Here is a 23,598-nt window from a genome sequence, read left to right as displayed (position 1 = left end):
GACCACTAAAACTCTTAGTGTGTGTTTCTTAAATCGTTTATATAACGAATTATTATTAGTAAGGTCAAAGCCTCACTTTGATAATAACCACATCCTGTGCGAAGGGTCAACTGGGATCAGACGGGTGTTTCACAAAAGTTCAATTTTTTTTTCTATTTTTACCTCGTTTCGTAAATATTAACTTACATTTAACATTTTGAGCACAAAAAACAACCTGCCAGTATGCTTTTTAAACTAACCAATAAAAAAGGCACGGTTTACACCTTAAGTATACCCGCGCCTGTTCTTATTTTTAGTTATGACACTATTTAAAACGAGTAATTTACGCTGAAACGAACATATCTAGGTGTTTGCCATGCGGTCGGTAGACCATAATTTGGGTTTACATCAGGATTTGTTGGGTCAGCCGAGCTCTCATCGTCATATATTTCATTAACTTCTGTTACACGGTCGTTGTTAAGCAAATTGAAAATATCAGCTCGAACTACCAATGTTTGATCTTCGCCAATATCTATATTGTATGACGCAGAAACGTCGATTGAGTAATAGCTGCTCGTGCGGCCACGCGAACCACGAGGCGCTGGCTCACCACCGGCAAAAAACGACTCTGAATCATAAGCTTGAGCAAAAAGATCTGTAGGATGATAGCCAAATGCGTTTATAGGACGACCAGTCCAAAACTGTAAGTTTGCTCCAAGCGTTAAGTCTTCAGTTACGGCATAAGCACCGTAAAGTTTAACTTGATGACGTCTGTCATTCGGTAAGTCACCATAAGCATTATCAAGCAGGCCAGGTTGGTCAAATAAGGTTGTTAAACCTGCGTCATCCTGACCGTTATCTGAGCGTACATAGCCTTCGTTGTTACCCCAGCTATGTGACCACGTATACGCTGCGTTCAGCATCCATACTCCGTCCCATGCTCGTTGCCACATAAAATCTACCGCTGCATATTTACGAATTGAATCAGGGTAGCCCAAATCTTCCGCTGATAGGTCCATGTAAACTAACTCACCTTCAGCACCCGGCAACTCGGTAGTACCAATACGCATATCAGAATTAGGGTTTGTAAGTACATACTGGTGGAACCCATCCCAGATATCAGATACGTCGCCGTAGCCATTCGCTGCAGCCCACTCAATAACCGCCGCATCAATTGCCATATCTTCTATAGTGGTCGAAAGCTCTCGATATGTACCTTGAATTGACATGCTCCACTCATCATTCAACTGGAATTGATAACCGGCGATGAATTCATCCGAGTACATTGAGTCCAAGTTTTGATCTACGATTTCATCTGGAGATTTTGCAGTACCGTCTGCAAACACGTCATCAGGTTGCGTTTTAGCACCAGTGAGGTTTGGAATACCAAGAGCTTCATCGGCAAAGCCGTCAAACTCGTAGTACTCTTGAGTATAAGTTTCCGCTCCAGCCAAACGAATATTCGTGTTTGCTGCAATAGGCAAGTAGTATCTACCATAGCTTGCCCATGCTTTCGTCTCACCATCACCAAACACATCCCAAACAGCACCTAAACGAAGGGCCCACTGATTGTCTAATTTGGCAAAAGAATCACCATCGGCGTTGAAATTTTCAAATGTATCGTTACGAAGACCTGCGTTAATCACGAGCGTATCTGTAACCTGCCATTGATCTTGAATGTAAAAGGCAAAGTTTTCAGAATCAAACTGACCACCGACGTTATAGTTGCGGTGACGTACTTGGTAGATTTCTTCGTTCGATGGGTCACTATCGTCAACGTAATACAAATAGTAAGCACCGCCTGAATTGATAGTGCTGCTATTTGAGGTAAGCTTCTCATAGTCAACTCCAAACCGTACTGAGTGATCGCCCGCATACCAGTCTGCATCCAATCGAATAACTTCACGCTCGTCATCACCTTGTTCAGCAGTGAAGTTAGCCCATGTATTAGTCGGAACGAACGCTGCAGTGCTGTCATAGCGGTAGTAAACAACAGGATTGCCATCCAATTCGCTTCGCACTGTTCTATCTTGCTTGTTTATCCCATATTGAGCAGAAATTGAAAAATCGTCATTTATGATACTTGTCCATTTTGCTGTATAGTTTAAACCACCTTCATCTTCATAGCCTACACGGCCATCGGTATAATTCCCGCCATCAACTGAGTCATAGGTTGTGATTTTCGTTGAACGTTCATCCGAGAAAGCGGTGATTTCTAGAATATTGTTTTCTGTAACGTACCAATCAAGTTTTGCTACCCAGAATGCGTCATCATCTTTCTCGAAATAACCATTCTGTAACACACCTTCAGCGGTGCTTGTTTGTTCACCCGCATAATTATTTTCTGCCGAGCGAGGATTGAACAGTGCGTAGAAAAACAGCTTATCTTCAATCAAAGCACCGCTCGCCCATACGTTGACATCCCACTCATCAACTTCATCCTGAGTGTTATCAATTCGGTAAAGTCCATTGACGTTATTACGGGAGGAGTCACGCTGTTCTCGAAGTGCGTCGGGCTCCCAGTAAAAGTTAGCGCCAGCTTTAAATTCGTTAGTACCGCTTTTGGTTTTAGCGTTGATTACACCACCAGTTACACGTCCAAACTCAGCTGAATATCCACCTGTTTTTACTTCAAATGTTTCGTACATATCAAACGGTGGCTCACTCGAGCCCACACCAGTTCGGAAGTTAGTGATATTTAACCCATTAATGTAATATCCATTTTCCCCAACCGATGCGCCACCAATAGAAGGCAAATCACCAAATGCCGAATCACCTTGCGTTGTACCTGGCGCTAATAATGCTACAGAAGTCAAGTTACGAGGAACCGGTACTCGATCAAGAGTGACGCTGTCTACTACGATACCAGTACTTGAACTTGTCACGTCGACCATGGCGATGGTGGTACCGGTTACTTCAATACGCTCAACGTCATCACTAGCAAGACGCATGTCTAAGTTTGTTTTGCCGCTAATGCCTACTTTTACAGATTCTTGAATGGTAGTGCGAAACCCATTCTTTTCTGCGGTTACTTTATAATTACCTGCTGGGAGTAATGGGAAACGGAAATTCCCTGATTCGTCACTTTGAACAGAACGCGTTAAGCCCGTGTCTAGATTTTCGATAGTAATAGTAACGTTTGAAAGACTGTTGCCATTTACTTGAACTGAGGTTCCCTGAATTGAACCATTGGTGTTGTTTGCTAAGGCGGGGGCGGTTGCCCCAATCGATAGAGCAACTGCCAATGCTACTGCACTTCGTTTAATTTGATACATTTACGTATTCCCTGGTTAGTGTAATTTAGTATTAAGCTTTTATTAAATATCAATTAAGCCAACCTAAACCCTTGTTATTATTAAGGATAATAAAAATTATCCTAAAGAATAATTGACCAGCCAGAGCGAAATAATCAACAAATTTATGCACCACTTGCGACAAACTAATGATTTTGAGCGATGAGCATTTGAACCTACCTCAAGTTAAGCTAAATTGTTAATTTGTATTAAATCTTATGAATGTAAAGAACTACTGCAAATAAAACCCCAGTCGTCTTCTTACAGTTTCAGGCAATTCTGGCAATGCACTTTTGGGAAGTAAGAAGGTTGCCATGTTAAAAAAGTCTAAATAGATACGATTAGACTCAGTGGTTTTCTTGAGGTAATGATGTCCTGACGATCCACCAGTGCCAATTTTAGTGCCCAGCATGCGCTGAACCATCATTGCGTGACGATAGCGCCATATAGTGAGTTGCTCGTCTATCTCTGTGAGTGCGGTAATAAGCTGGAACGGCAGATTAAAGATAGGCTCTTCAGAGTACTGTTTTATAAATAATGCAGAAAGCAATGCTTTATGACTCAAGCGGAACTTGCCCTCGCCTCTTAACTTTTCAAACTGCGTATCATCAAACAACGCATCAAAGTTCTCCATCGTTGCTTGTAAGTCTTTTAGCTCTTGTCGCCGCTCTGTATCAGATAGCATGTCACTGGTTGAAATTGTATGATGGTCGTCTTTCAACATTTCGTCTGCCGCATCTTTATAATATTGCCAAAAATCGAAACCTTCCGTTTTTAGAAGCGGCATTCTTGAAAGCCATTTGTCGACCAGCTCAAACAAACTAGGTTTGTTTTCAAGGGTTTCCAATAACGCTCTATCTTTATCAGTCAGACGGTTGTAGAAGCTTTGCTTATCAAAGTCGATTCTGAAATCACGCTTTAGGCCTAGTGATATTTCTAAACGCTTGAACTGTATACTTTGGAAGCCCGACGCGGGCACCAGGTAGTCCCTAAACGACAAAAACTGCTGTGGCGTCATGGTTTCCATGATAGTAATTTGATCGTTCATTAACTTTTGAATTTGTATGACTCGCTGTAAGCGATGCACCACTAGTGTTAGCTGCTGATCTTTAACCGTTTCTTGATTAAACGTATCAATTACTGCATTTAATTCATGAAGAACCTGCTTAAACCAAAGCTCATAAACTTGGTGAACAATAATGAACAGCATTTCTTCGTGCGCCGCGTCACCGTACTTCTCACTCTGTAAGTCCTGCGCCCCCAAAATCTTATCAAGCTGTAGGTAATCGCCGTAGTAGCAGGGCTCTATATTTTTTTTCATGTCGTTCTTGCCTTATTGCTTTGTTTAACTTCGTAATTCTATCACCGTCGACTCGACATCCACAGAATACAAGCTATACATTATAAGGATATATAGCCAAGGTTCGTGTTGTGCCATTTAGCTTGTATAAAAATGTGTCCAATTAGTTGGACAAGTGCTGTATTTTCCGCACAACATATTTGCATACCACAGCACTTTTACGCAGGGCGCTAACAACAATTATAAGGGGAATTAATATGAAACTAGATGACGACATCCATAACTATTATGAACACCTGGTTTTAGAAAGAATCAGTAAGCTGGGGCTCGATACCACGAAAAGTCCTGATTACTTAGCAGACTTGTGCTGTCTTGCCTTAAATCAGGTTCCACCACGTTATATCCGCTACGAAGTAGACATGGCGTTTTACCTGCCTCAGAGCGAACGAAATCAAATGGAAATGAATGTTGAGCATGCTATTAGTAAAGCACTCAAGTACTTAGATGAAATAGAAAAGACTAAAAAAGAAGACGAATAAGGAATTTGGGTGGCGGGCCTCCAGCCACATCCCGGCACATGAGTCGTCTGCTGCGGCTGCTCCCTTCCAGGCCTGACCGGGTTCACAGAGTATCATTGCGGGAGGACCAAAAGCCCACCATAGAAAATCGCATTCAAAGCAAAGTCATTCGCCCCTGCCTGAGTGCGGGGCGCATTATGACTATTTGGTTGAGAGTTTTCAACCCTTTAAAGAAAATCTCTCTTCGGCAATAAGGTTGGCAACGCGGTTTGTCGCCGCCCCTTCTTGCTCTGCACGGGTATAAATTTCTTTTAGAGTTTCGCCGATTTGCTCAATATGTGCGCGAAGCGCTTCATTAGAACTCGATTCCATACGCTGATGGAAGATGTCGATAACGCCACCCGCGTTGATCACGTAATCTGGCGCATACAGAATGCCGCGCTGTTGAAGCAATTCACCAATATCTTCACGTGCAAGCTGGTTATTTGCAGCGCCTGCAATTACTTTGGCTTTGATTTCAGGCAATGACAAATCGTTAATGGCTGCACCCAACGCACATGGCGCTAACACATCCACATCTAGGCTCAGTATTTCTTCCGGCGCTACAGCTGTCGCACCAAATTCAGATACTGCTTTTTCAACACCTTCAGGATAGATGTCCGCAACATAAAGCTTGGCACCGTGCTCATGCAAGTGCTTTGCAAGACGGTAGCCAACGTGCCCCATACCTTGTATAGCAACACTGACGCCATCAAGGCTGCGCCTCAAGCCGTACTCTACCGTCGCCTTTAAACCCACAAACACACCGTACGCTGTAGACGGAGCCGGGTTTCCGTCAGGTACTTCGCCCGCATAGTGGTATTTAGCATTAACACCAGCGATGTAATCCGACTCGGTTGCCATGGTTTGCAAGTCCGTTACTGAAATACCAGAGTCTTCAGCAGTGAAATACTTGCCGCCCAATGATTCAACAAACTTGCCCATTGCCTTCATCATTTCTGGCGATTTAGCCTTACGAGGGTCGCCGATGATCACAGATTTACCGCCGCCAAGCTCCAAGTTAGCCATGGCTGCTTTATACGTCATCCCCTTTGACAGTCTCAACACATCGGTCAATGCCTCACCACTATTTACGTAGGGCCACATGCGACAACCGCCAAGTGCTGGCCCCAGATTGGTATTGTGTACAGCAATAATGGCGCTCAAGCCCGCCTTCTCGTCATGATAAAACGCAACGTGTTCGTGATTATTGAACTCCGGGTGATCAAAAACTGACATATTTTCCCTATTAATACTGTGATGAATTAAAGCCTACCCAAGGTCTAGCTGTCACGAAAACGAAACGCCGCTCATTTGGGATGATGTGAGAGTCTGAAGATGATTTGCGGTACACTTATCGGCCTCGCAAAGATCAGCAACATTTTGCCAAGTGTATCCGATTGTTTTGAGGACAGGCCTTGCAAAGTTTGTTAATGAAATTTACAAACTGAAACGCAATAGAATTGATTACAATTTTTCTAGGACAGCTATCCTAGAATTTTTTTTGATATATAATAAACATCATAAAAACGACGGAAACAGTGTTAATGAAATTGGATAAATTTGACCGTGAGATTTTGCGCGTACTTCAGCAAGACGCCACGGTGTCGATGGCAGATTTAAGCCAACGTGTAGGATTGTCGCATACTCCGTGCTGGAGACGTGTCAAACGAATGGAAGCCGACGGCATCATTCTTGGTAAAGTCACATTGCTAAACAGCAAAAAACTGAATTTAGGTGTGTCGGTCTTTATCTATGTCACGTTGAAAAACCATGACGGTGACTCGCTAACCGATTTTGAAAATGCCGTACAAAACATCGATGAAATCGTGGAGTGTCATACCACCAGCGGTGAAAAAGATTACTTACTAAAAGTGATAGTGGAAAGTATTGAAGAGTACGAATTCTTACTTAAAACGAAATTAACTCACCTGCCTCTTGTCGATCATTTAAGCTCAACCTTCGCCTTAAAGCAGGTGAAAAACACCACCGAGCTACCGATTAAACGCCAATAACTCAAAAAATGGGGTCAGAGTACATTTCTACTCTCCCCCGTCAGTCTAAGTGGCGTCTATTTGATTTTCGGGCTTAGCCCGCTCAAAAGCATCTAACTCGTTACAATTCTTCGCTATCTTACTAATTAAAGGGTAGCGACTCATATCGACGTTAAAACGTTGCGCATTATACACTTGGGGTACTAAGCAAATATCAGCCAGCGTAACATCGAAATCAAAGCAGAACTTTCCAGCTTGGGTCTGAAGACGCTTTTCAATGCCGTCGAACCCCAGCGTTATCCAGTGGGATGCCCACTTCGCCACATCATCTTGTGACGCCTCAAAATCCCCTTTTAGCGCATTCAGTACACGTAGATTACCCAAAGGCTGAATATCACACGCGATATCTTGTGCTAGCGCTCTGACCCTGGCTCTCTCTGTTCGATGTTCAGGAACCAGCTGGTGTTCGCCTTCATACCGTTCATCAAGATATTCGATGATTGATAGCGATTGATTCAGAATAATATCTTCGTCTTCGTCAACCAAAGTAGGGACAAGGTGCGCAGGATTGAGACGCGTATATTCGCTACTGTGCTGCTCGCCACCGTTGTTTACAAGATGGACAGGTACATACTCGTACTCAACCCCTTTCAAATTCAGCGCAATCCGCACGCGGTAAGAGGCGGTCGAACGCCAATAGCCGTAAAGTTTTATACTCATGGTACTACCACACCTATTAAACGTTTTTGGTAGGAGTACAGGGCTTTGATGAATCTAAACGCTCTACTCCCTCTTATAATTATAGTGGGGAAAACAACAACGTGCCTACTAAGTAAACCGCGTTATTACCCCACACTACTTTTCATTTTAAAGTTTTAGCTAAGCGGCTTAACTTGCTGTTCAATGGCGCCAAAAACAGAGTTGCCTTCTTTATCTAGCATTTCTATGCGAATACGATCGCCAAACTGCATGAAAGGAGTAGAAGGTTTGCCGTCTCGAATAGTCTCAATCATGCGCACTTCTGCAATACATGAATAACCCACACCGCCTTCAGCGATGGCAGAGCCATGATCTGTACCCTGTTTATTAGACACTGTACCCGAGCCGATGATAGCACCTGCACCTAGGTTTCTGCTCTTGGCGGCATGCGCGACTAGCTGACCAAAATCAAACGTCATGTCCTGACCCGCTTCAGGCTTACCGAATAGTTCACCATTGTAGGTTGAACGCAAAGGCAAGTGCACTTTGCTATCTTTCCACGCATCACCTAATTCATCTGGTGTTACAGCAACCGGAGAAAAGCTAGACGCAGGTTTTGATTGGAAGAAGCCAAACCCCTTCGCCAATTCGCCTGGGATTAACCCTCTAAGTGACACGTCGTTAACTAACATAATAAGTCGAATGCGCTCTGAAGCTTGTTCAGGCGTACACGCCATAGGAACATCATCGGTAACAACAGCGACTTCACCTTCAAAATCGATTCCCCAATCATCACTTGGAAGTATGATGTCATCCTCGGGTCCAATAAAGTCATCGGAACCACCTTGATACATCAATGGGTCAGTCCAAAAGCTTTCCGGCATTTCTGCATTACGCGCCTTTCGCACCAATTCCACATGGTTCACGTAAGCACTTCCATCAGCCCATTGGTAAGCTCTAGGCAGAGGCGACTCACAGCGAGATGCGTCAAACGGCACGCTGTCACACGCATTGTCATTTAGCGCTTGGTATTTCATCTGTAGCTGAGGGGCAATCTCTTTCCAATTATCCAGTGCGTCTTGCATCGTTTTCGCAATGTCCTGTGCACTGCATGCTCGAGAAAGGTCCTTCGACACTACCATTAGGCAGCCATCTCGGGTTTCATTCTTATAGGTTGCTAGTTTCATTGTTCTTTCCTCGAAAAATTATTCATCAGCTTGGCGCTCTTGTCTTTTATTAATACGTTCTGAATAAAAGACCTATATCTTTTTACGCGGCAGCATCACACACAATTCCATGATTATAGTTATGCCACTAGTTGGTGTGCGTTGAGAAGTGATCTGTTGACGAAGTTTTATTTGGCTGTAAGAAAGGATGTACGCTAGTAAGCCTCTGTTGAGCAGGTATAGCGCTGCCCGCTTGCTCCGTGGGCGATGTAAATTTATCGTAACAGATGAATTGATATTGCTCTGAGGCACAAAAACGCATTAACGATATAAAAATTGGCGTAGACCATTTGCCATTTTTACTTTGCTAAACGACGTCAAATATACTTGGTCACATTAACCTTCACCCTATGGCAAAGGTCAATGCTCCCATATAATTAAAGCTTTACCGTTGCCTTGTTAATACCGTACTCACGTAATTTATTTGCAATTGCCGTATGACTTAACCCCAGTTTTTTAGCCAATTGACGGGTACTTGGGTAGGAAGGATATAACCGCTTGAGCAAGTCCTTTTCAAACTTTTTCACTTCTTCGTCTAATGTGCCGTCAAAGTTCTCGTCAATATAAGTGACGCTTGGCGCACAACTTGGAAGCTGAATGTCTTCCTTGGTAATCTCCTTACCGTCAAGGAGTGATAACGCGCGATACAGCGCATTCTGTAGCTGTCTCACATTACCCGGCCACGGGTACTGCTGCAGAAAATCAACACAGGATTTACTGAGTTTCGCAGGACGGCGACCTAACTTGGTACTGTGTTGAACGATGAAAGACTCGGCTAGAGGAACGATATCCTGCCTTCTGTCTTTTAAAGAAGGCATAACCAAACTTAGTACGTTTAAGCGGTAGTACAATTCTTTTCTAAATCGTCCTTCTTCTACAAGCTGACCTAAATCACGACAGGTGGTGCATATAAATCGCACGTCTACCTTAACTGGCTCAGAATCCCCTACTCTTCTAAATTCGCCGTCTTCTAGAACGCGGAGCAGTTTAGCTTGAAGCTGAGAAGACATATCAGCGATTTCATCGAGAAGAAGCGTACCGCCTTTTGCTTGCTCTAATAGCCCCACTTTTGCATTAGGCTGATTGAATGCCCCCGCTGCGTAACCGAATAATTCGGTTTCTGCCACGCTGTCAGGTAAAGACGCGCAGTTTAAAGCTAAAAATGCACCTTCACTGCGACGGCTAGACTGGTGACAGGCTCTGGCAATCATTTCCTTGCCTGTGCCTGTTTCACCAAAAATTAAAATAGGTGCATCCAAATCAGCTATTCGCTTGGCTTCATGAACGACTCGCTTCATAAACGGAGATTGAGTGACAAAGCGGTCAAAGCTATCAGTGGGAGACTGGTGGAACGCGGTAAATTGTTGCCCTAGTCGCATCTCTGATTTTAATATCACCACAGCACCTGCCATGATCATATTCTGCTCGCCGTCAGGTACGGTAATAGGTAGCATATCGGCTAGGTAATCCTGTTGAATAAACTTCACTTTCGAAGACTGAGGGCCAGGCGATTTACCGTCCATCCATTTAGTAAAGTTAAAGCCTTTCACAACTTCGCCAATTTCAATGCCTTCTATTTCGCTACTCGGAATTTCTAGCCCCGCGCATACCGCTTCATTGCATAGCAAGATATTGCCTTTGGCGTCGATAGAAAACACAGGGTCGGGCAACGTTCTTAAAATAGCGGAAAGCTGATTTTTTTCACGCTCTCCTGGCATGAAAAGCGTCGTCTTCACATCGTCGATACCATCGATGCGACGAATTTGAGGCATGAGGTGTTGAAAATCTGCAAATTCGATATTGGGAAAATTAAGGAAAATTTTCCCCGCAGGGTCAATTTCAATACCGCGTAAATCTATTTCTTTAGTAACGAGAATATCTAAAACATCTTGAGTGATACCAAGACGGTCCTGACAGCTTATTTCTAGACGCATAGGGTGTTATAGCTATTTTGTAAACATATATGTACAGAATATCATACTTTTACAAAAAGATAACAAGATAAATGTTACAGATGGTTAAATTTGCGATGAATCACACATTTAAGAACGCGCAGAGAGCATAATTAAAAGGCCGCGCATACCAAATAAAAAAGATGCCGCTTCAGTGAGCGGCATCCTATATAAAACACATTTAATTAACAATAGTGTTAGCTGGCTTTTTTCTCTTTAGGTGGGAAAAGTGGGGAAAATAGCCCTAAAGACTTCGCTTCTTCTACGAGTGCCATAATATCCATTTCCGCTAATTCAAACAGATGGTCGAATTCCGGTAAGATATAATAAAGAGGCTGCATAATATCGATACGATAAGGTGTTCTTAATGCATCAATAGCAGTGAGCGGGTTACGCAGAGGTGTGTCGCTGTCTAACGCGTATATTGTCTCGCCAGGAGAAGATAAGATGCCTCCACCGTATATCTTCAATTCATCTTTGGCTCTAACCAATCCAAACTCTACGGTGAACCAATAAAGACGAGCGAGATAAACTCGGTCTTCTTTGCTGGCAGCAAGACCCAACTTTCCGTAAGTGTGAGTAAAATGAGCAAATGCAGGATTCGTTAGTAGCGGACAATGACCGAAAACTTCATGGAAAATATCCGGCTCCTGCAAATAATCGAATTCTTCTCTGGTGCGAATAAAGGTGGCAACAGGAAATTGCTTATTCGCCAGTAATCTGAAAAATTCGCCAAAATTAATTAACGCAGGCACTTCAGCTGTTTGCCAACCCGTTTTCTCCATCAGTACTTTGTTGATGTCGGGTAGCTGAGGAATTTCCTTTTCATTTAACTTCAACAAATCAAGCCCGTCCAAGTATTCTTGGCACGCTCTTTCTTTCACCAGCGGAATTTGTCTCGCATAGAGTTCAGACCAAATTTGGTTCTCTTCGTCTGACCAATGGATAATGCCATTCTCGTCAGATTGTCTCGACTGGTATTGCGTTGACTTTGGCATAACTTCTGTAACCAATAAGAGTTGAAAAACTTGTCTATCAGTCTAATGAAATTCGCGACGTCGAAAAGTGTAAGCCCTTACGAGCGACTCGATTTTGCTGTAACAGGAATTTTACAAAACCAAGTAAACGCATTGTTTTATATAACAAAAAGCCGCTCATTACGAGCGGCTTCATTCAAGTTTGCTTGGTGCGCCATCGCTAATTAAAGACGGCTAATTTCTTTATTGAGTTGATATTCGCGAGACGTTACATAAGTTTCCATTTTACGAAGTCGAACTTCTGCTTTTTCAAAACGATTACGAATATCGTGAAACGCTTGTTTTGGTGGCTCGCCCGCCTGCCAAACTTTCGTTTTCACTTCCACTTTTGGGCTTTTTACCTGACCACCGTTGGGATTTGTCCATCCCTTACCTTTTGAGAAAACAGGTTGCGTTGGCGCATTTTTTAACCCAACAGGTTTTTTATCGAGAATGAACCAAGCTGCAATGTATGCAACAAAGATGAAAGGTCCGGCTAACAAGAAGAAACCTGTTACAACTAAAATCCTTACTAACCAAGTTTCTAAGCCGAAATATTCAGCTACACCCGAGCACACGCCTGCAATTCTTGCATTTTCTGGGTTGCGATAGAGCTGCTTACCGTTTCTCATGCTCTATTCCTCCACTCAGGTGCCTCGCTGTCTAAAATGGCCTCTAGAGTCTCAATGCGTTCGCTCATTTTCTCGGCTTTCTCGGCTAAGTCTTGCAAAGATGCGTGCTCTTCTGCACTCAATCCCTGATTCACTTGCTTCTTGCTTCGATAGTGTAATATTAGCCAAATTGGAGCAACGAATATTGAAAACACCACAAGGGGCATCACCAACATTGCAATCGTACCTTCATCCATCTCAATCTCTCCTACAAACTCTGATGTAATTACCCTCCTTCCGATTTCACATCCGGAGGGTACACCCTATTCTTATTATTCTGATTTTTCGGTGCTTGTGTTTGCACCTTTTACTTTCGCTTTAAGCGCAGCAAGTTCGTCTTCAACTTTGTCACTGGCCTCTAGTTCAGCAAACTCATCCTGTAACGTTTTCTTACCTAGATCGTAAGCTTCAACCTGCGACTCAAGGTCATCGATTTTACGCTCATATTGCTCAAAGCGTCCCATCGCATTATCTACTTTAGTGCTATCCAGCGTCTTTTTCACTTCAAGACGAGAGCTTGCAGTTTTCTGGCGCATAATAATCGCTTTTTGGCGACTCTTCGCATCCGCTAGCTTTTCTTGAAGCTGACCAATTTCATCCTGAAGTTTGCTGATTTGCTCATCAACAATAGCCAGCTCTTTACTTAACGCTTCAGCAGCTTCTGCAGACTTCTTCTTTTCCTGCAGCGCAGCACGCGCCAAGTCTTCTCTGTCTTTGCTCAAAGCAAGCTCAGCTTTGGCTTCCCAGTCACTTGCATCGCTTTCATACTTTGCAATTTGATTAACAATTTCTTTTTTGTTGGCTAAGGTCTTTGCTGATGCTGAGCGCACCTCAACCAATGTGTCTTCCATTTCCTGAATGATTAATCTAACCATTTTCTCAGGATCTTCCGCTTTATCTAAAAGCGCATTAATATTCGAATTCACAATATCTGTAAAACGCGAGAAGATACCCATAATAATTACCTCTTGCTAAAAATGGTAAGTGTTTAAAAAACACCACACTTGATAAATAGGTTACTCTTGGTATTAGTTGTATTCAATATGCTTGCCAACTTTATAACTGTGCTAACCTGCTATTTTTCATACACTTTTTATAAGTTCAAATAATACTCGTTTCTCAATATGTTTTGTTCTACACTATTAATTGGTCGAAATGACTAACTTTTGAGGGATTTAATGAGTAGGTATCGACAGCAAGACAATTTACTTGGCCAAGCGAATAGTTTTCTAGAAGTTTTAGAGCAAATTTCACAAATTGCACCGCTAGATAAACCTGTGCTGGTAATAGGTGAGCGAGGCACAGGTAAAGAGCTTATTGCCGCGCGACTTCACTTCTTATCTAAGCGCTGGGATCAGAACTATATTAAGCTTAATTGTGCTGCCTTAAGTGAAAGCCTATTGGAAAGTGAATTATTCGGTTATGAAGCAGGTGCGTTCACCGGTGCCTCAAAACGCCGCGAAGGTCGCTTTGAAGTGGCCCACAACGGCACCTTATTTCTTGATGAGCTGGCTAATACTTCTGGCCTTATTCAGGAGAAGCTACTGCGCGTTGTCGAATATGGCGAATTTGAGCGCGTTGGCGGAAGCAAGTCAGTAAAAACTGACGTACGCCTTATTGCAGCTACAAACGAAGACTTACCCGCGCTTGCCGATGCAGGTGAATTTCGTGCAGACTTACTCGACCGACTTGCCTTTGACGTAATTACCATTCCTCCGCTACGCGAGCGTAGGGAAGATATCATGATGTTGGCAGAAAACTTTGCTATTAATATGGCCCGTGAAATGGAAATGGAATTATTCAGCGGCTTTACAGAGAAGGCGAAGCGAACCCTTCTTGATTACGATTGGCCAGGCAATATACGTGAACTTAAGAACGTGGTCGAACGTGCAGTATATCGAACAAATAACCCTCATCTGCCCGTACATGAAATCGTTCTTGACCCCTTTGAGTCAGCTTATCGCCCGAAAGGTAGAGTGAAGACCAATGACAGAGTGAATACGTCCGACTCACCCGTTTCTCAATCCCCTTCAGAGACCGCTGCCACCAATGAACGCATTGAAAGTGCAGACATTACGCCACTGGCACCAGTGAAAAAGCCAGAAATTGTTGAATATCCCATAGATTTGAAAGAACGTTCTCAACAACATGAGATAGATATGATAAAACAGGCACTTGCTGACAGTCAGTTTAATCAGAAGAAGACTGCTGAAAAATTGAGCCTGACGTATCATCAGCTGCGAGGCTATCTCAAAAAATATAACTTACTAGATTCTTCCGCGGAAAGCGTCGAGGCGTAAAGCATGTCCCATGGTTTGGTAAAGCGTTTGTCATTATGTATATGTACAGCGCTTCTTGTTGCATCCTGTGCTAAGCAGAACAAACAAGCGTTTTACAATACGGGTATTATATACTGCTCTGAAAGCAATCCAGTTACCTTCAATCCGCAGCTAGATACATCAAGTACAACGTCAGATGCATCTTCACACCAACTCTACGACAGATTGCTTGATTTCGACCCTGAGTCTGGCCGCATCGTGCCTAGTTTGGCGAGTAGCTGGTTAGTGAGTGATGACGGTCTTACCTACGCTTTTCAACTGAGAAAGGATGTATGGTTTCACAATACGCGCTACTTCACGCCAACACGAAACTTTAACGCCGACGATGTTATCTTCAGTATAGACAGATGGCGCCTACGCTCCCATCCATACCACTACGTATCTGGTGGGCGCTATCCCTACTTCGAAAGCATAGGCCTTGCACAAAATATCGCGTCGGTAGAGCGCGTAAACGGCTACCGCGTTGAAATTACGCTTAAGCGCAGGGATAGCTCATTTTTGGCAAATCTAGCAACCGATTTCGCCGTTATCTTATCAGAAGAATATGCTAACCAGCTGGCACAGACCGGCACGCCGGGCAAAATCGATGAGCTTCCAGTAGGTACTGGCCCCTTTAAATTCGATAGCTATCGCAAAGACCATTTCATTAAGTTCCTGCGCCACGACAACTATTGGCGTGACCAAATGGAAGATGCGCCTACGAGTGATGAAGTCCTAAGCGATAACAATACTGTAGAGAGTGCCAACCAAGAAGTTGAAAATGGCCAAGGTGGCGAAGATACTGTTCAAGATGGTACAGCACAAAACGGTGACGAAACGCGCCCTGTTGTAGAGCAGCTTATATTTGACATTACGCCAAGAAGCTCACTGAGACTGGCTAAATTAATGACAGGTGAATGTGACGCTACCGCTTTTCCTGCACAGACTGAACTTGAAGTGATTCGGGCAAAAGAAGATCTGACGCTAGCGGAAAAACCAGGACTAAACATTGGATTTTGGGCGTTTAACACTCAACGCCCTCCTTTTGATAACCCAGATGTAAGACGTGCGCTAGCGGCCGCAATCGATAAGAACACATTGCTAGAAGCGGTGTATTTTGACAGTGCTACTAGAGCTAAGACCCTGCTGCCTGCGGCAAGCTGGGCGTTTCAAAATGACGCAGACGATACCGCCTACAATCCAGTTCTAGCGCGCAAATTATTAGCTGACGCCGGAGTTAAGGCCGGCTTTTCTATGACGATATGGGCTATGCCTGTTGAACGCTCTTACAATCCTAACGCAACAAAGATGGCCGAGCTCATTCAGCGTTATTTGCGTGATGTAGGCGTAGAAGCAACCATTGTCAGTTACGATTGGACTACCTTCAGACGCCATCTTCAGGAAGGCCTGCACGACTCGGTATTAATTGGTTGGTCTGCCGACAACGGAGACCCAGATAACTTCTATCGTCCGCTATTGAGCTGTGGCGCTATACCCTCAGGTACAAATCGTGCCATGTGGTGCAGTGAAGACTATGATAAGTTACTCAACGACGCTCTTCAGACAGATGATATTGAAGAACGCACAGCCATATACCGGCAAGTTAACCGATTATTATACGAACGCCTTCCTCTTGTTCCCATCGCACATGCCTATCGCTATCAGGCATACAGGAATGAACTAGAAGGAATGACCATTAATCCCTTTGGCGGTGTACGCTTTGGTGGAGTAAAAAAAGCACTGTGATCCAGATCCTCGTAAGATACTGCACTTTATTTATATTAACGCTTTTGGTGTTAGCGATTATGTCGTTTTCACTCGCCTACCTTTTTCCAGGCGATACACTTGAAAACCTAACAGGACTCGTGCCGCAAAATGAAATTCAACGCGCGGCATTGGAGCGGCAATTTAAACTAGATCAGCCCTATATTTTCCAGTTTTTCTATTATGTAGGCAATTTGCTCACTGGTGACTGGGGATACAGCTTTACGTCAGGCCTGCCGTTAAGAGAAGAGGTAGGTATTGCGATGCCAGCCACAATAGAACTGGCAACCTATGCCATGTTGATGGCGTTATTCATTGGAATACCGCTTGGTTATTATGCGGGGATTCGCAGCTATTCAACGTCGGATCACCTAATAAATAGTGCAAGTATAACAACCTATTCTTTTCCTGTTTTTTGGTTTGCGCTCCTGCTTATATTGGTTTTCAGTTTGCAGCTAGACGCTGCACCGCTGTCGGGTCGTATCAGTTTGCTTTATAACATCGAACCCGTGTCAGGCTTTATTCTCATTGATATATTATTGTCTGACATAGAAAACAAGACCTTAGCCTTCAAGGATGCGTTATCGCACTTAGCATTACCTACGTTTGCCATTGGTGCTATCGCCACCGCTTCGATGATACGTATAACAAGACGTTCTGTTATAGACGTGAAACACCGCCCCTATATCGCTGCAGCAATATCTAGAGGCCTTTCAAGTTGGCAGATATTCTTTCGTCATATTCTGCGCAACGCGTTACTGCCCATTTTACCGCTAATGGCGATACAAATTACGACATTAATAACGAACGCGATGATTGTCGAAACCTTGTTTTCTTGGCCGGGGATCGGTAATTGGCTGATTCAAGCTATTTATCAGCGAGATTACCCTGCCCTTAGAATTGGTATGATGGCAGTATCCACGGTAGTAATTACACTCACGATTCTCGTTGATTTGTTTAACCGAATGATTGACCCAAGCAGAGAGAAATACGAACGTGCCACAGTTTAGTTTATACGACGAAGAATTCCATCCGTCGCCGTGGCAACGGACTTGGGCATCATTTAAAGCGAGCCACATCGCCATGCTTGGCCTGATTATGCTGGCGTTGTTTGTTGTTTGCGCGCTGTTCGCACCAATCATCACTCCCTATGATGCCGTGGAACAAAATATCGACGGACTGTTAATACCGCCTAGCTGGTTAGCTAATGGCTCTATATCGCACATTTTCGGTACTGATGCGTTGGGTAGAGACCTATTTACCCGCATAATTTATGGGTGTCGCATCACACTAGGCTCCGCATTCATTACTGTTGTGCTTGCCATGTTAGTCGGCGTTAGCCTTGGGACCTTTGCTGGCATGCTGCGGGGTGTTCGCTCAAGTATCGTCAACCACTTACTCGATGCACTTATGGCCATTCCCACGCTACTTATTGCGATTATTATCGTTGCAATATTGGGTACCGGTCTGGTTAACAGCATGTGGGCAATTACCCTTGCACTTATTCCACAGTTTGTGCACCACACAAGAAGTTTTGTGCGCGCCGAAATGAAAAAAGAATATATAGTGGCGTCTAAATTGGACGGTGCCAGTAGATGGCAACTTTTTGTTCATTCTATACTACCCAACATGACCGAAATGCTGGTTGTACAGGGCACGCTTGCACTTTCTATTGCCGTTATCGACATATCTGCACTTGGTTTTCTGAATTTAGGCGCACAGTCACCGCTTCCTGAACTTGGCGTTATTCTAGCTGATGGGCTAGATGTTGCTTATCTAGCACCGTGGAACGTTGCCGTCCCCGGAATGGCAATATTCTTCATGGTGCTATCTATCAACATTGTGGGTGACGGTTTGCGTTCAGCACTTAGAAAAAGAGTGAGTCATTAATATGCCAATGCTTGATATTAAAAACCTCACCTTGGAAATGCAGAGCAGCGATGGCGCAATTAAAGCGTTGGACAAAGTTAACCTGTCAGTTAGCAGCGGGGAGATTCGCGCACTGGTAGGAGAATCTGGCTCAGGCAAAAGCTTGATCGTGTCCGCCATTTGCGGAGCCCTTCCTAGCCAATGGAATTTAACGGCTGACCGCATGAGTTGGAATGGTGAAAACCTGCTGAGTATGTCTGTGCAGCAGCGTCGTGAGGTAATGCGCCGAGAAATAGCGGTCGTATTCCAAAACCCACAGGCAAGTTTAGACCCATCGGCAACGCTTGGAGAGCAGTTGGAAGAGAGCATTCCCGATGAATTTGTTGAAGGGAGCTGGTTCTGGCAACGAGCACAACACCGCAAAAAGATCGCAATAAGCACCGTTCACAAAGTAGGAATAAAGTACCACAAGCATTATTTAAGCGCTTTTCCTCATCAAATACCGGCTGACATAGGTCAAAAATTCATGATTGCGATGGCCTTGGTTTCACAGCCTAAATTGCTCATCGCCGATGATCCAACTCGGGGAATGGAACCTACAACAAAAACACAAATTCTGAAGCTCTTCACGCGTTTGAATCAGACCCGCTCGCTCTCGATCTTGTTTGTTAGTCACGACCTACTGGCAATTGCAAGTATGTCTCACTCTATGACGGTGTTGTATGCAGGGCAGACTGTAGAATCAGGTAGAATGAAGCACATTAAGAAGCGCCCTCTGCACCCTTACACAAAAGCATTACTAGACAGCGCGCCGAGCTTCAGAAAAGATTTACCACCGAAATCGCTGCTACCCACGCTTGGTGGCTCTATTCCCACACTACAGCATTTGCCTATTGGTTGCCGATTAGGTCCGCGCTGCCCTCGTGCACAGCGCGCCTGTGTACAAACGCCAGCCGTGCGTAAAATTCACGATCACAATTACAGCTGTCACTTCCCTCTACATATGGAGAAGCTGTAATGGATATCATGCAGGTGAAAGATCTCACGTTTATTCATAACGAGAGGAAACGTTGGCTAAAACGTCCTGAAGTTTTTCAACTTGGTCCAGTGAACTTAAGCGTAAAGCGCGGTGAAACCATTGCAATAATTGGTGAAAACCGCTCAGGTAAATCCCTGTTGGCTAAGCTCTTGGTAGGTGCACTGCCTGCTGATGCAGGTGAAATTGAAATTAACACACACAAATATTTAGCCAAATATCAGTCTAAAGATAGCCAGCAAAAACGTACCCATGACATTCGTATGATCTTGCAGCATAGCTCCGAGTCGATGAATCCATCGGTTCCTGTGGGAAAAATTTTGGATGAGCCATTGCGTTTGAATACAGGCCTAAGCGAAGCAGAACGCAAACCAATTATAGAAGATATGTTGGTGAAGGTAGGCCTCTTGCGCGAACACTATTACTTTTATCGACATATGCTTTCTGATGGACAGCAGCAGCGCGTAGCGCTAGCCAGAGCCATTGTGTTAAAGCCCAAAGTGTTAGTGGCTGATGAACCCTTTGCAGCGTTAGACCCTTCCATTCGTTCGCAAACGGTGAATCTTATATTGAAGCTTCAGCAAGAACTTGGCTTGGCGTTTATCTTTATTAGTCACAACTTGGGTATTGTACGACACATTGCAGACAGGATTATTGTGATGGAAGGCGGTGAAATTGTAGAAGAAGGCAAGACCGAAACTATCTTTAGGTGGCCCCAGCATACGCGCACTAAGAAACTCGTTACCGCCTACCAATCACTGGTGCCACAAAACACAATTCGAGAATAAAGAGCTTATCGTTTGGGTGCTGTTTTCTTTGAGAAGCGCACTTATGTTCCGAACTGGCACGCTCGACTCGTCACAAAAAGAAAACCCTAGAAAGCCTTTTTTTGAACAAACGCCATGCAATAAAAAAGGGGCAAATAAATTGCCCCTTGTACAGCAATGCATTCGTGCTTTCTAGCCAACCAGAGCCAATAGAATACCTGCGGCAACCGCACTACCTAGCACACCAGCCACGTTAGGTCCCATTGCATGCATAAGTAAGAAGTTATGAGGGTTTGCTTCTAGCCCAACTTTGTTCACCACTCTGGCTGCCATCGGCACAGCAGAGACGCCAGCTGCGCCAATCAGTGGATTTATACTGCCACCAGACAGCTTACTCATAAGCTTGGCCATGAGTACGCCTGCGGCAGTGCCTATACCAAACGCGATAGCCCCAAGCCCCAAAATACCTAAAGTCTCGACCGTAAGGAATGCTTCAGCTGATAGCTTTGATCCTACTGCTAAACCAAGGAAAATAGTGACCGTATTGATGAGCTCGTTTTGGGCTGTTTTGCTCAATCTGTCTACCACGCCACACTCTTTCATTAAGTTACCGAAGCAGAACATACCGACAAGTGGCGTTGCTGCAGGTAAAAACAAGATAGTCATAAACAGAACAGCAAGCGGAAAAATAATCTTCTCTCGCTTTGACACAGGTCGTAGTTGACCCATTTTTATCTCGCGCTCTTCTTTTGTGGTCAGCGCTTTCATGATAGGTGGCTGGATAATAGGTACCAACGCCATATAAGAGTATGCAGCGACTGCAATCGCACCGAGCAAATCAGGCGCAAGGCGTGAGGCGAGGAAAATGGCAGTAGGCCCATCCGCGCCACCTATGATAGCAATGGCACTCGCGTCTTTTAACGTAAACTCAAAGCCAGGTATAAGGTTTAACGCTATCGCGCCAAACAAAGTAGCAAAAATACCGAACTGCGCAGCTGCGCCAAGTAACAACATTTTGGGGTTAGCAATAAGTGCACTGAAATCAGTCATTGCGCCTACCCCCATAAAGATGAGCAGAGGAAATACCCCTGTATCTATGCCGATTTTGTATATGTAGTGCAGCAAGCCACCCGCTTCTGAAAAACCAGCGATAGGGATGTTAGTAAGCAATGCACCAAAACCAATGGGCAGTAAAAGCAATGGCTCAAACTTTTTAACAATGGCCAAGTACAACAAGCCGAAACCCACTGCCATCATAATCAGCTGGCCGGCTTCAAAGTGCGCAAGCGCGGTACTATCCCAAAGTACCATTAACTTATCCATGTACTACCCCAATAAGATTAACGGTTGACCACTGGTTACGGCATCGCCTTCACCAACGGTAATGTCAGTAACAGTACCTGTAAATGCGGAGCGGATCTCTGTCTCCATTTTCATGGCTTCTAAGATCATCACCACATCGCCTTCTGACACGCTGTCGCCGTTTCTCACCAAAACTTTAAATACGTTACCTGCAAGCGGTGCATCAATAGACTGAGAAGAGTTAGAGTCTGATGGCGCAGCGCTGTTGGTTTGAGGCTGTGCTTGCGTCTGAGAGCCACTAGCAGGTGTAACGCTCGTCAGCGTACCTGAAGGTGCCACTTCTACGCGATACACTCTTCCATCTACGTTTACGTCGTAAGTTTCACTCGCGGTAGCCCCTTGTGAGCTTGACTTGGCTTCAGCAGGCTTAGGCGCACTCGAGCTTTGCGACTCTTGCGCGCTAGGTGCAGGTTCAAACGCATCAGGGTTGCCGCGGTTTTCGATAAACTTTAGGCCTATCTGCGGGAATAAGGCATAAGTCAAAACATCATCAATTTTATCGTCTGACAGCGAGAGTTGCTTTTTCTGAGCCAGTTCATCAAGCTCTTTACTCAGTGTATCCAGCTCTGGTGCAATATTGTCAGCAGGCCGGCATGTCACGGGCTCTGCGCCATCAAGCACACGCGCCTGCAACTCCTTGTTTACTGGTGCTGCGGTAGCGCCATATTCACCTTTAAGAACGCCTGCGGTTTCTTTTGTAATGCTTTTGTAACGCTCGCCGGTGAGTACGTTAAGCACTGACTGCGTGCCCACGATTTGTGAGGTTGGCGTAACAAGAGGAATGAACCCAAGATCTTCCCTTACCCGTGGAATTTCTTTTAACACTTCTTCGAATTTATCTTCAGCGCCCTGCTCTTTGAGCTGACTTTCCATGTTGGTTAGCATTCCGCCCGGTACTTGAGCCAAAAGAATACGTGCATCTACCCCTTTGAGACTGCCTTCGAACTTGCTGTATTTCTTTCTTACTTCCCTGAAGTAACTGGCAATTTCTTCTAGTTCGGGTAGTGCAATACCCGTATCGCGCTCTGTACCTTCTACGATAGAAACCATGGTCTCAGTTGCACTATGACCATAAGTCATGCTCATTGAAGAAATAGCCGTGTCCAGCATATCAATACCGGCATCGATAGCTTTTTGATACGTCGCCGTACTCAACCCTGTTGTGGCATGGCACTGCATGGCAATTGGTACATCAACCGTTTCTTTTAATCCGGTAATCAATGCCTCGCACTCGTACGGTTTTAAAAGCCCAGCCATATCTTTTACGCAGATAGAATGAACCCCTAGGTCTTCAAGCTGTTTCGCCATTTCGAGCCAAAGCTTAAGATTGTGCACAGGGCTTACCGTATAAGAAATTGTCCCTTGCGCGTGAGCGCCACTGTCTATGGTCGCTTTTATTGCGGTTTTCAAATTCCTAATGTCATTCATGGCATCAAAAATTCTAAATACATCTACGCCACTTTCGTGAGCACGCTCTACAAAGCGAGTGACAACATCGTCAGCATAATGGCGGTAACCCAATAGGTTTTGACCACGCAACAGCATTTGCTGTTTCGTGTTAGGCATGGCTGCTTTTAGCTTTCTGATGCGCTCCCAAGGGTCTTCCCCTAAATAACGAATACAGGCATCAAATGTAGCACCACCCCAAGATTCAACTGACCAAAAGCCAGCTTTATCTAGTTTTTCCGCTATGGGAAGCATATCTTCAATACGCATGCGCGTAGCAAGAAGGGATTGGTGGGCATCACGCAGAACCAGCTCGGTAAGGGCCAGAGGCTTAGACATGGTAACTCCT

Annotated in this window: 20 protein-coding genes and 1 other RNA gene; 8 read left to right on the top strand and 13 right to left on the bottom strand. The window is 44.5% G+C overall.

Annotation, left to right across the window (positions count from 1 at the left end; translation table 11 throughout):
- Nucleotides 1–308: 308 nt before the first annotated feature.
- Both ACFI6J_RS15780 and ACFI6J_RS15775 read right to left on the bottom strand, forming a co-directional pair.
- Nucleotides 309–3,254, bottom strand: coding sequence for a TonB-dependent receptor (locus tag ACFI6J_RS15780; RefSeq protein ID WP_061485084.1), 2,946 nt, complete (start codon nucleotides 3,252–3,254; stop codon nucleotides 309–311).
- Between the two features lie 250 nt (nucleotides 3,255–3,504).
- On the bottom strand, nucleotides 3,505–4,593 hold the full coding sequence (locus ACFI6J_RS15775; RefSeq protein ID WP_061485082.1) for a tryptophan 2,3-dioxygenase family protein: 1,089 nt from the start codon (nucleotides 4,591–4,593) through the stop codon (nucleotides 3,505–3,507).
- Nucleotides 4,594–4,829: 236 nt separating this feature from the next.
- Here ACFI6J_RS15775 and ACFI6J_RS15770 point away from each other — a divergent pair, with 236 nt between their 5' ends.
- Nucleotides 4,830–5,111 (top strand): late competence development ComFB family protein, encoded by a 282-nt coding sequence (locus tag ACFI6J_RS15770; RefSeq protein ID WP_014948691.1) that lies wholly within the window; start codon nucleotides 4,830–4,832, stop codon nucleotides 5,109–5,111.
- Nucleotides 5,112–5,126: 15 nt separating this feature from the next.
- Here the strand turns inward: ACFI6J_RS15770 and ffs are convergent.
- An RNA gene (gene ffs / locus ACFI6J_RS15765) (signal recognition particle sRNA small type) lies at nucleotides 5,127–5,223 on the bottom strand.
- Between the two features lie 86 nt (nucleotides 5,224–5,309).
- Entirely contained in the window at nucleotides 5,310–6,368 is a 1,059-nt protein-coding gene (locus ACFI6J_RS15760) for a Glu/Leu/Phe/Val dehydrogenase dimerization domain-containing protein (RefSeq protein WP_061485081.1), read from the bottom strand.
- A gap of 308 nt (nucleotides 6,369–6,676) precedes the next feature.
- Between ACFI6J_RS15760 and ACFI6J_RS15755 the strand changes: the two genes are divergently transcribed.
- Entirely contained in the window at nucleotides 6,677–7,144 is a 468-nt protein-coding gene (locus ACFI6J_RS15755) for an Lrp/AsnC family transcriptional regulator (protein ID WP_014948689.1), read from the top strand.
- Nucleotides 7,145–7,189: 45 nt separating this feature from the next.
- Here ACFI6J_RS15755 and maiA read toward each other — a convergent pair whose 3' ends face one another.
- The 7 genes from maiA to pspA all read right to left on the bottom strand — a co-directional run bounded on the left by maiA (nucleotide 7,190) and on the right by pspA (nucleotide 13,643).
- Complete coding sequence (maiA, locus tag ACFI6J_RS15750) at nucleotides 7,190–7,843, bottom strand: maleylacetoacetate isomerase (RefSeq protein WP_061485079.1); 654 nt, start codon at nucleotides 7,841–7,843, stop codon at nucleotides 7,190–7,192.
- Nucleotides 7,844–7,998: 155 nt separating this feature from the next.
- On the bottom strand, nucleotides 7,999–9,009 hold the full coding sequence (locus tag ACFI6J_RS15745; RefSeq protein WP_061485077.1) for a fumarylacetoacetate hydrolase family protein: 1,011 nt from the start codon (nucleotides 9,007–9,009) through the stop codon (nucleotides 7,999–8,001).
- Nucleotides 9,010–9,425: 416 nt separating this feature from the next.
- Nucleotides 9,426–10,982 (bottom strand): transcriptional regulator TyrR, encoded by a 1,557-nt coding sequence (gene tyrR, locus ACFI6J_RS15740; RefSeq protein WP_014948686.1) that lies wholly within the window; start codon nucleotides 10,980–10,982, stop codon nucleotides 9,426–9,428.
- 215 nt (nucleotides 10,983–11,197) lie between these two features.
- Nucleotides 11,198–11,998, bottom strand: a complete 801-nt coding sequence (phhA, locus tag ACFI6J_RS15735) for a phenylalanine 4-monooxygenase (RefSeq protein WP_014948685.1) — start codon at nucleotides 11,996–11,998, stop codon at nucleotides 11,198–11,200.
- A 203-nt stretch (nucleotides 11,999–12,201) separates the two neighbouring features.
- On the bottom strand, nucleotides 12,202–12,648 hold the full coding sequence (gene pspC / locus ACFI6J_RS15730; protein WP_014948684.1) for an envelope stress response membrane protein PspC: 447 nt from the start codon (nucleotides 12,646–12,648) through the stop codon (nucleotides 12,202–12,204).
- Entirely contained in the window at nucleotides 12,645–12,884 is a 240-nt protein-coding gene (gene pspB, locus ACFI6J_RS15725; RefSeq protein ID WP_014948683.1) for an envelope stress response membrane protein PspB, read from the bottom strand. Before pspB ends, pspC begins: the two co-directional genes overlap by 4 nt.
- A gap of 75 nt (nucleotides 12,885–12,959) precedes the next feature.
- Complete coding sequence (gene pspA, locus ACFI6J_RS15720; RefSeq protein WP_014948682.1) at nucleotides 12,960–13,643, bottom strand: phage shock protein PspA; 684 nt, start codon at nucleotides 13,641–13,643, stop codon at nucleotides 12,960–12,962.
- 222 nt (nucleotides 13,644–13,865) lie between these two features.
- Here pspA and pspF point away from each other — a divergent pair, with 222 nt between their 5' ends.
- Genes pspF through ACFI6J_RS15690 form a run of 6 tightly spaced genes read left to right on the top strand, consistent with a single transcriptional unit; the run spans nucleotide 13,866 to nucleotide 20,462 of the window.
- Nucleotides 13,866–14,987 (top strand): phage shock protein operon transcriptional activator, encoded by a 1,122-nt coding sequence (gene pspF / locus ACFI6J_RS15715; RefSeq protein ID WP_061485076.1) that lies wholly within the window; start codon nucleotides 13,866–13,868, stop codon nucleotides 14,985–14,987.
- A 3-nt stretch (nucleotides 14,988–14,990) separates the two neighbouring features.
- Nucleotides 14,991–16,751: an ABC transporter substrate-binding protein gene (locus ACFI6J_RS15710; RefSeq protein ID WP_014975926.1), complete on the top strand. Its 1,761-nt coding sequence runs from the start codon at nucleotides 14,991–14,993 to the stop codon at nucleotides 16,749–16,751.
- A 59-nt stretch (nucleotides 16,752–16,810) separates the two neighbouring features.
- A complete protein-coding gene (locus tag ACFI6J_RS15705) occupies nucleotides 16,811–17,779 on the top strand; it encodes an ABC transporter permease (RefSeq protein ID WP_014948679.1) in 969 nt (322 codons plus the stop codon).
- Complete coding sequence (locus ACFI6J_RS15700) at nucleotides 17,766–18,659, top strand: ABC transporter permease subunit (RefSeq protein ID WP_014948678.1); 894 nt, start codon at nucleotides 17,766–17,768, stop codon at nucleotides 18,657–18,659. The genes ACFI6J_RS15705 and ACFI6J_RS15700 overlap by 14 nt, the downstream gene beginning before the upstream one ends.
- A gap of 1 nt (nucleotide 18,660) precedes the next feature.
- Nucleotides 18,661–19,656, top strand: a complete 996-nt coding sequence (locus ACFI6J_RS15695) for a peptide ABC transporter ATP-binding protein (protein ID WP_014948677.1) — start codon at nucleotides 18,661–18,663, stop codon at nucleotides 19,654–19,656.
- Nucleotides 19,656–20,462, top strand: coding sequence for an ATP-binding cassette domain-containing protein (locus ACFI6J_RS15690; protein WP_014948676.1), 807 nt, complete (start codon nucleotides 19,656–19,658; stop codon nucleotides 20,460–20,462). The genes ACFI6J_RS15695 and ACFI6J_RS15690 overlap by 1 nt, the downstream gene beginning before the upstream one ends.
- 171 nt (nucleotides 20,463–20,633) lie before the next feature.
- On the opposite strand, the gene ACFI6J_RS15685 is transcribed toward ACFI6J_RS15690, so the two are convergent.
- Both ACFI6J_RS15685 and oadA read right to left on the bottom strand, forming a co-directional pair.
- Nucleotides 20,634–21,764 (bottom strand): sodium ion-translocating decarboxylase subunit beta, encoded by a 1,131-nt coding sequence (locus ACFI6J_RS15685; RefSeq protein WP_014948675.1) that lies wholly within the window; start codon nucleotides 21,762–21,764, stop codon nucleotides 20,634–20,636.
- A gap of 3 nt (nucleotides 21,765–21,767) precedes the next feature.
- Nucleotides 21,768–23,588: a sodium-extruding oxaloacetate decarboxylase subunit alpha gene (oadA, locus tag ACFI6J_RS15680; protein ID WP_156086079.1), complete on the bottom strand. Its 1,821-nt coding sequence runs from the start codon at nucleotides 23,586–23,588 to the stop codon at nucleotides 21,768–21,770.
- Nucleotides 23,589–23,598 lie beyond the last annotated feature (10 nt).

It is taken from the genome of Alteromonas sp. G4i13 (assembly GCF_054960505.1).
Note: the sequence above shows the minus strand (reverse complement) of the source record. Positions and strands in the feature narration are given on the sequence as shown.

Excerpts from the sequence above, each read along its gene's own strand:
- ACFI6J_RS15780 (WP_061485084.1), bottom strand. The coding sequence starts at position 3,254 with ATGTATCAAATTAAACGAAGTGCAGTAGCATTGGCAGTTGCTCTATCG.
- ACFI6J_RS15775 (WP_061485082.1), bottom strand. The coding sequence starts at position 4,593 with ATGAAAAAAAATATAGAGCCCTGCTACTACGGCGATTACCTACAGCTT.
- ACFI6J_RS15770 (WP_014948691.1), top strand. The coding sequence starts at position 4,830 with ATGAAACTAGATGACGACATCCATAACTATTATGAACACCTGGTTTTA.
- ACFI6J_RS15760 (WP_061485081.1), bottom strand. The coding sequence starts at position 6,368 with ATGTCAGTTTTTGATCACCCGGAGTTCAATAATCACGAACACGTTGCG.
- ACFI6J_RS15755 (WP_014948689.1), top strand. The coding sequence starts at position 6,677 with ATGAAATTGGATAAATTTGACCGTGAGATTTTGCGCGTACTTCAGCAA.
- maiA (WP_061485079.1), bottom strand. The coding sequence starts at position 7,843 with ATGAGTATAAAACTTTACGGCTATTGGCGTTCGACCGCCTCTTACCGC.
- ACFI6J_RS15745 (WP_061485077.1), bottom strand. The coding sequence starts at position 9,009 with ATGAAACTAGCAACCTATAAGAATGAAACCCGAGATGGCTGCCTAATG.
- tyrR (WP_014948686.1), bottom strand. The coding sequence starts at position 10,982 with ATGCGTCTAGAAATAAGCTGTCAGGACCGTCTTGGTATCACTCAAGAT.
- phhA (WP_014948685.1), bottom strand. The coding sequence starts at position 11,998 with ATGCCAAAGTCAACGCAATACCAGTCGAGACAATCTGACGAGAATGGC.
- pspC (WP_014948684.1), bottom strand. The coding sequence starts at position 12,648 with ATGAGAAACGGTAAGCAGCTCTATCGCAACCCAGAAAATGCAAGAATT.
- pspB (WP_014948683.1), bottom strand. The coding sequence starts at position 12,884 with ATGGATGAAGGTACGATTGCAATGTTGGTGATGCCCCTTGTGGTGTTT.
- pspA (WP_014948682.1), bottom strand. The coding sequence starts at position 13,643 with ATGGGTATCTTCTCGCGTTTTACAGATATTGTGAATTCGAATATTAAT.
- pspF (WP_061485076.1), top strand. The coding sequence starts at position 13,866 with ATGAGTAGGTATCGACAGCAAGACAATTTACTTGGCCAAGCGAATAGT.
- ACFI6J_RS15710 (WP_014975926.1), top strand. The coding sequence starts at position 14,991 with ATGTCCCATGGTTTGGTAAAGCGTTTGTCATTATGTATATGTACAGCG.
- ACFI6J_RS15705 (WP_014948679.1), top strand. The coding sequence starts at position 16,811 with ATGTCGTTTTCACTCGCCTACCTTTTTCCAGGCGATACACTTGAAAAC.
- ACFI6J_RS15695 (WP_014948677.1), top strand. The coding sequence starts at position 18,661 with ATGCCAATGCTTGATATTAAAAACCTCACCTTGGAAATGCAGAGCAGC.
- ACFI6J_RS15690 (WP_014948676.1), top strand. The coding sequence starts at position 19,656 with ATGGATATCATGCAGGTGAAAGATCTCACGTTTATTCATAACGAGAGG.
- ACFI6J_RS15685 (WP_014948675.1), bottom strand. The coding sequence starts at position 21,764 with ATGGATAAGTTAATGGTACTTTGGGATAGTACCGCGCTTGCGCACTTT.
- oadA (WP_156086079.1), bottom strand. The coding sequence starts at position 23,588 with ATGTCTAAGCCTCTGGCCCTTACCGAGCTGGTTCTGCGTGATGCCCAC.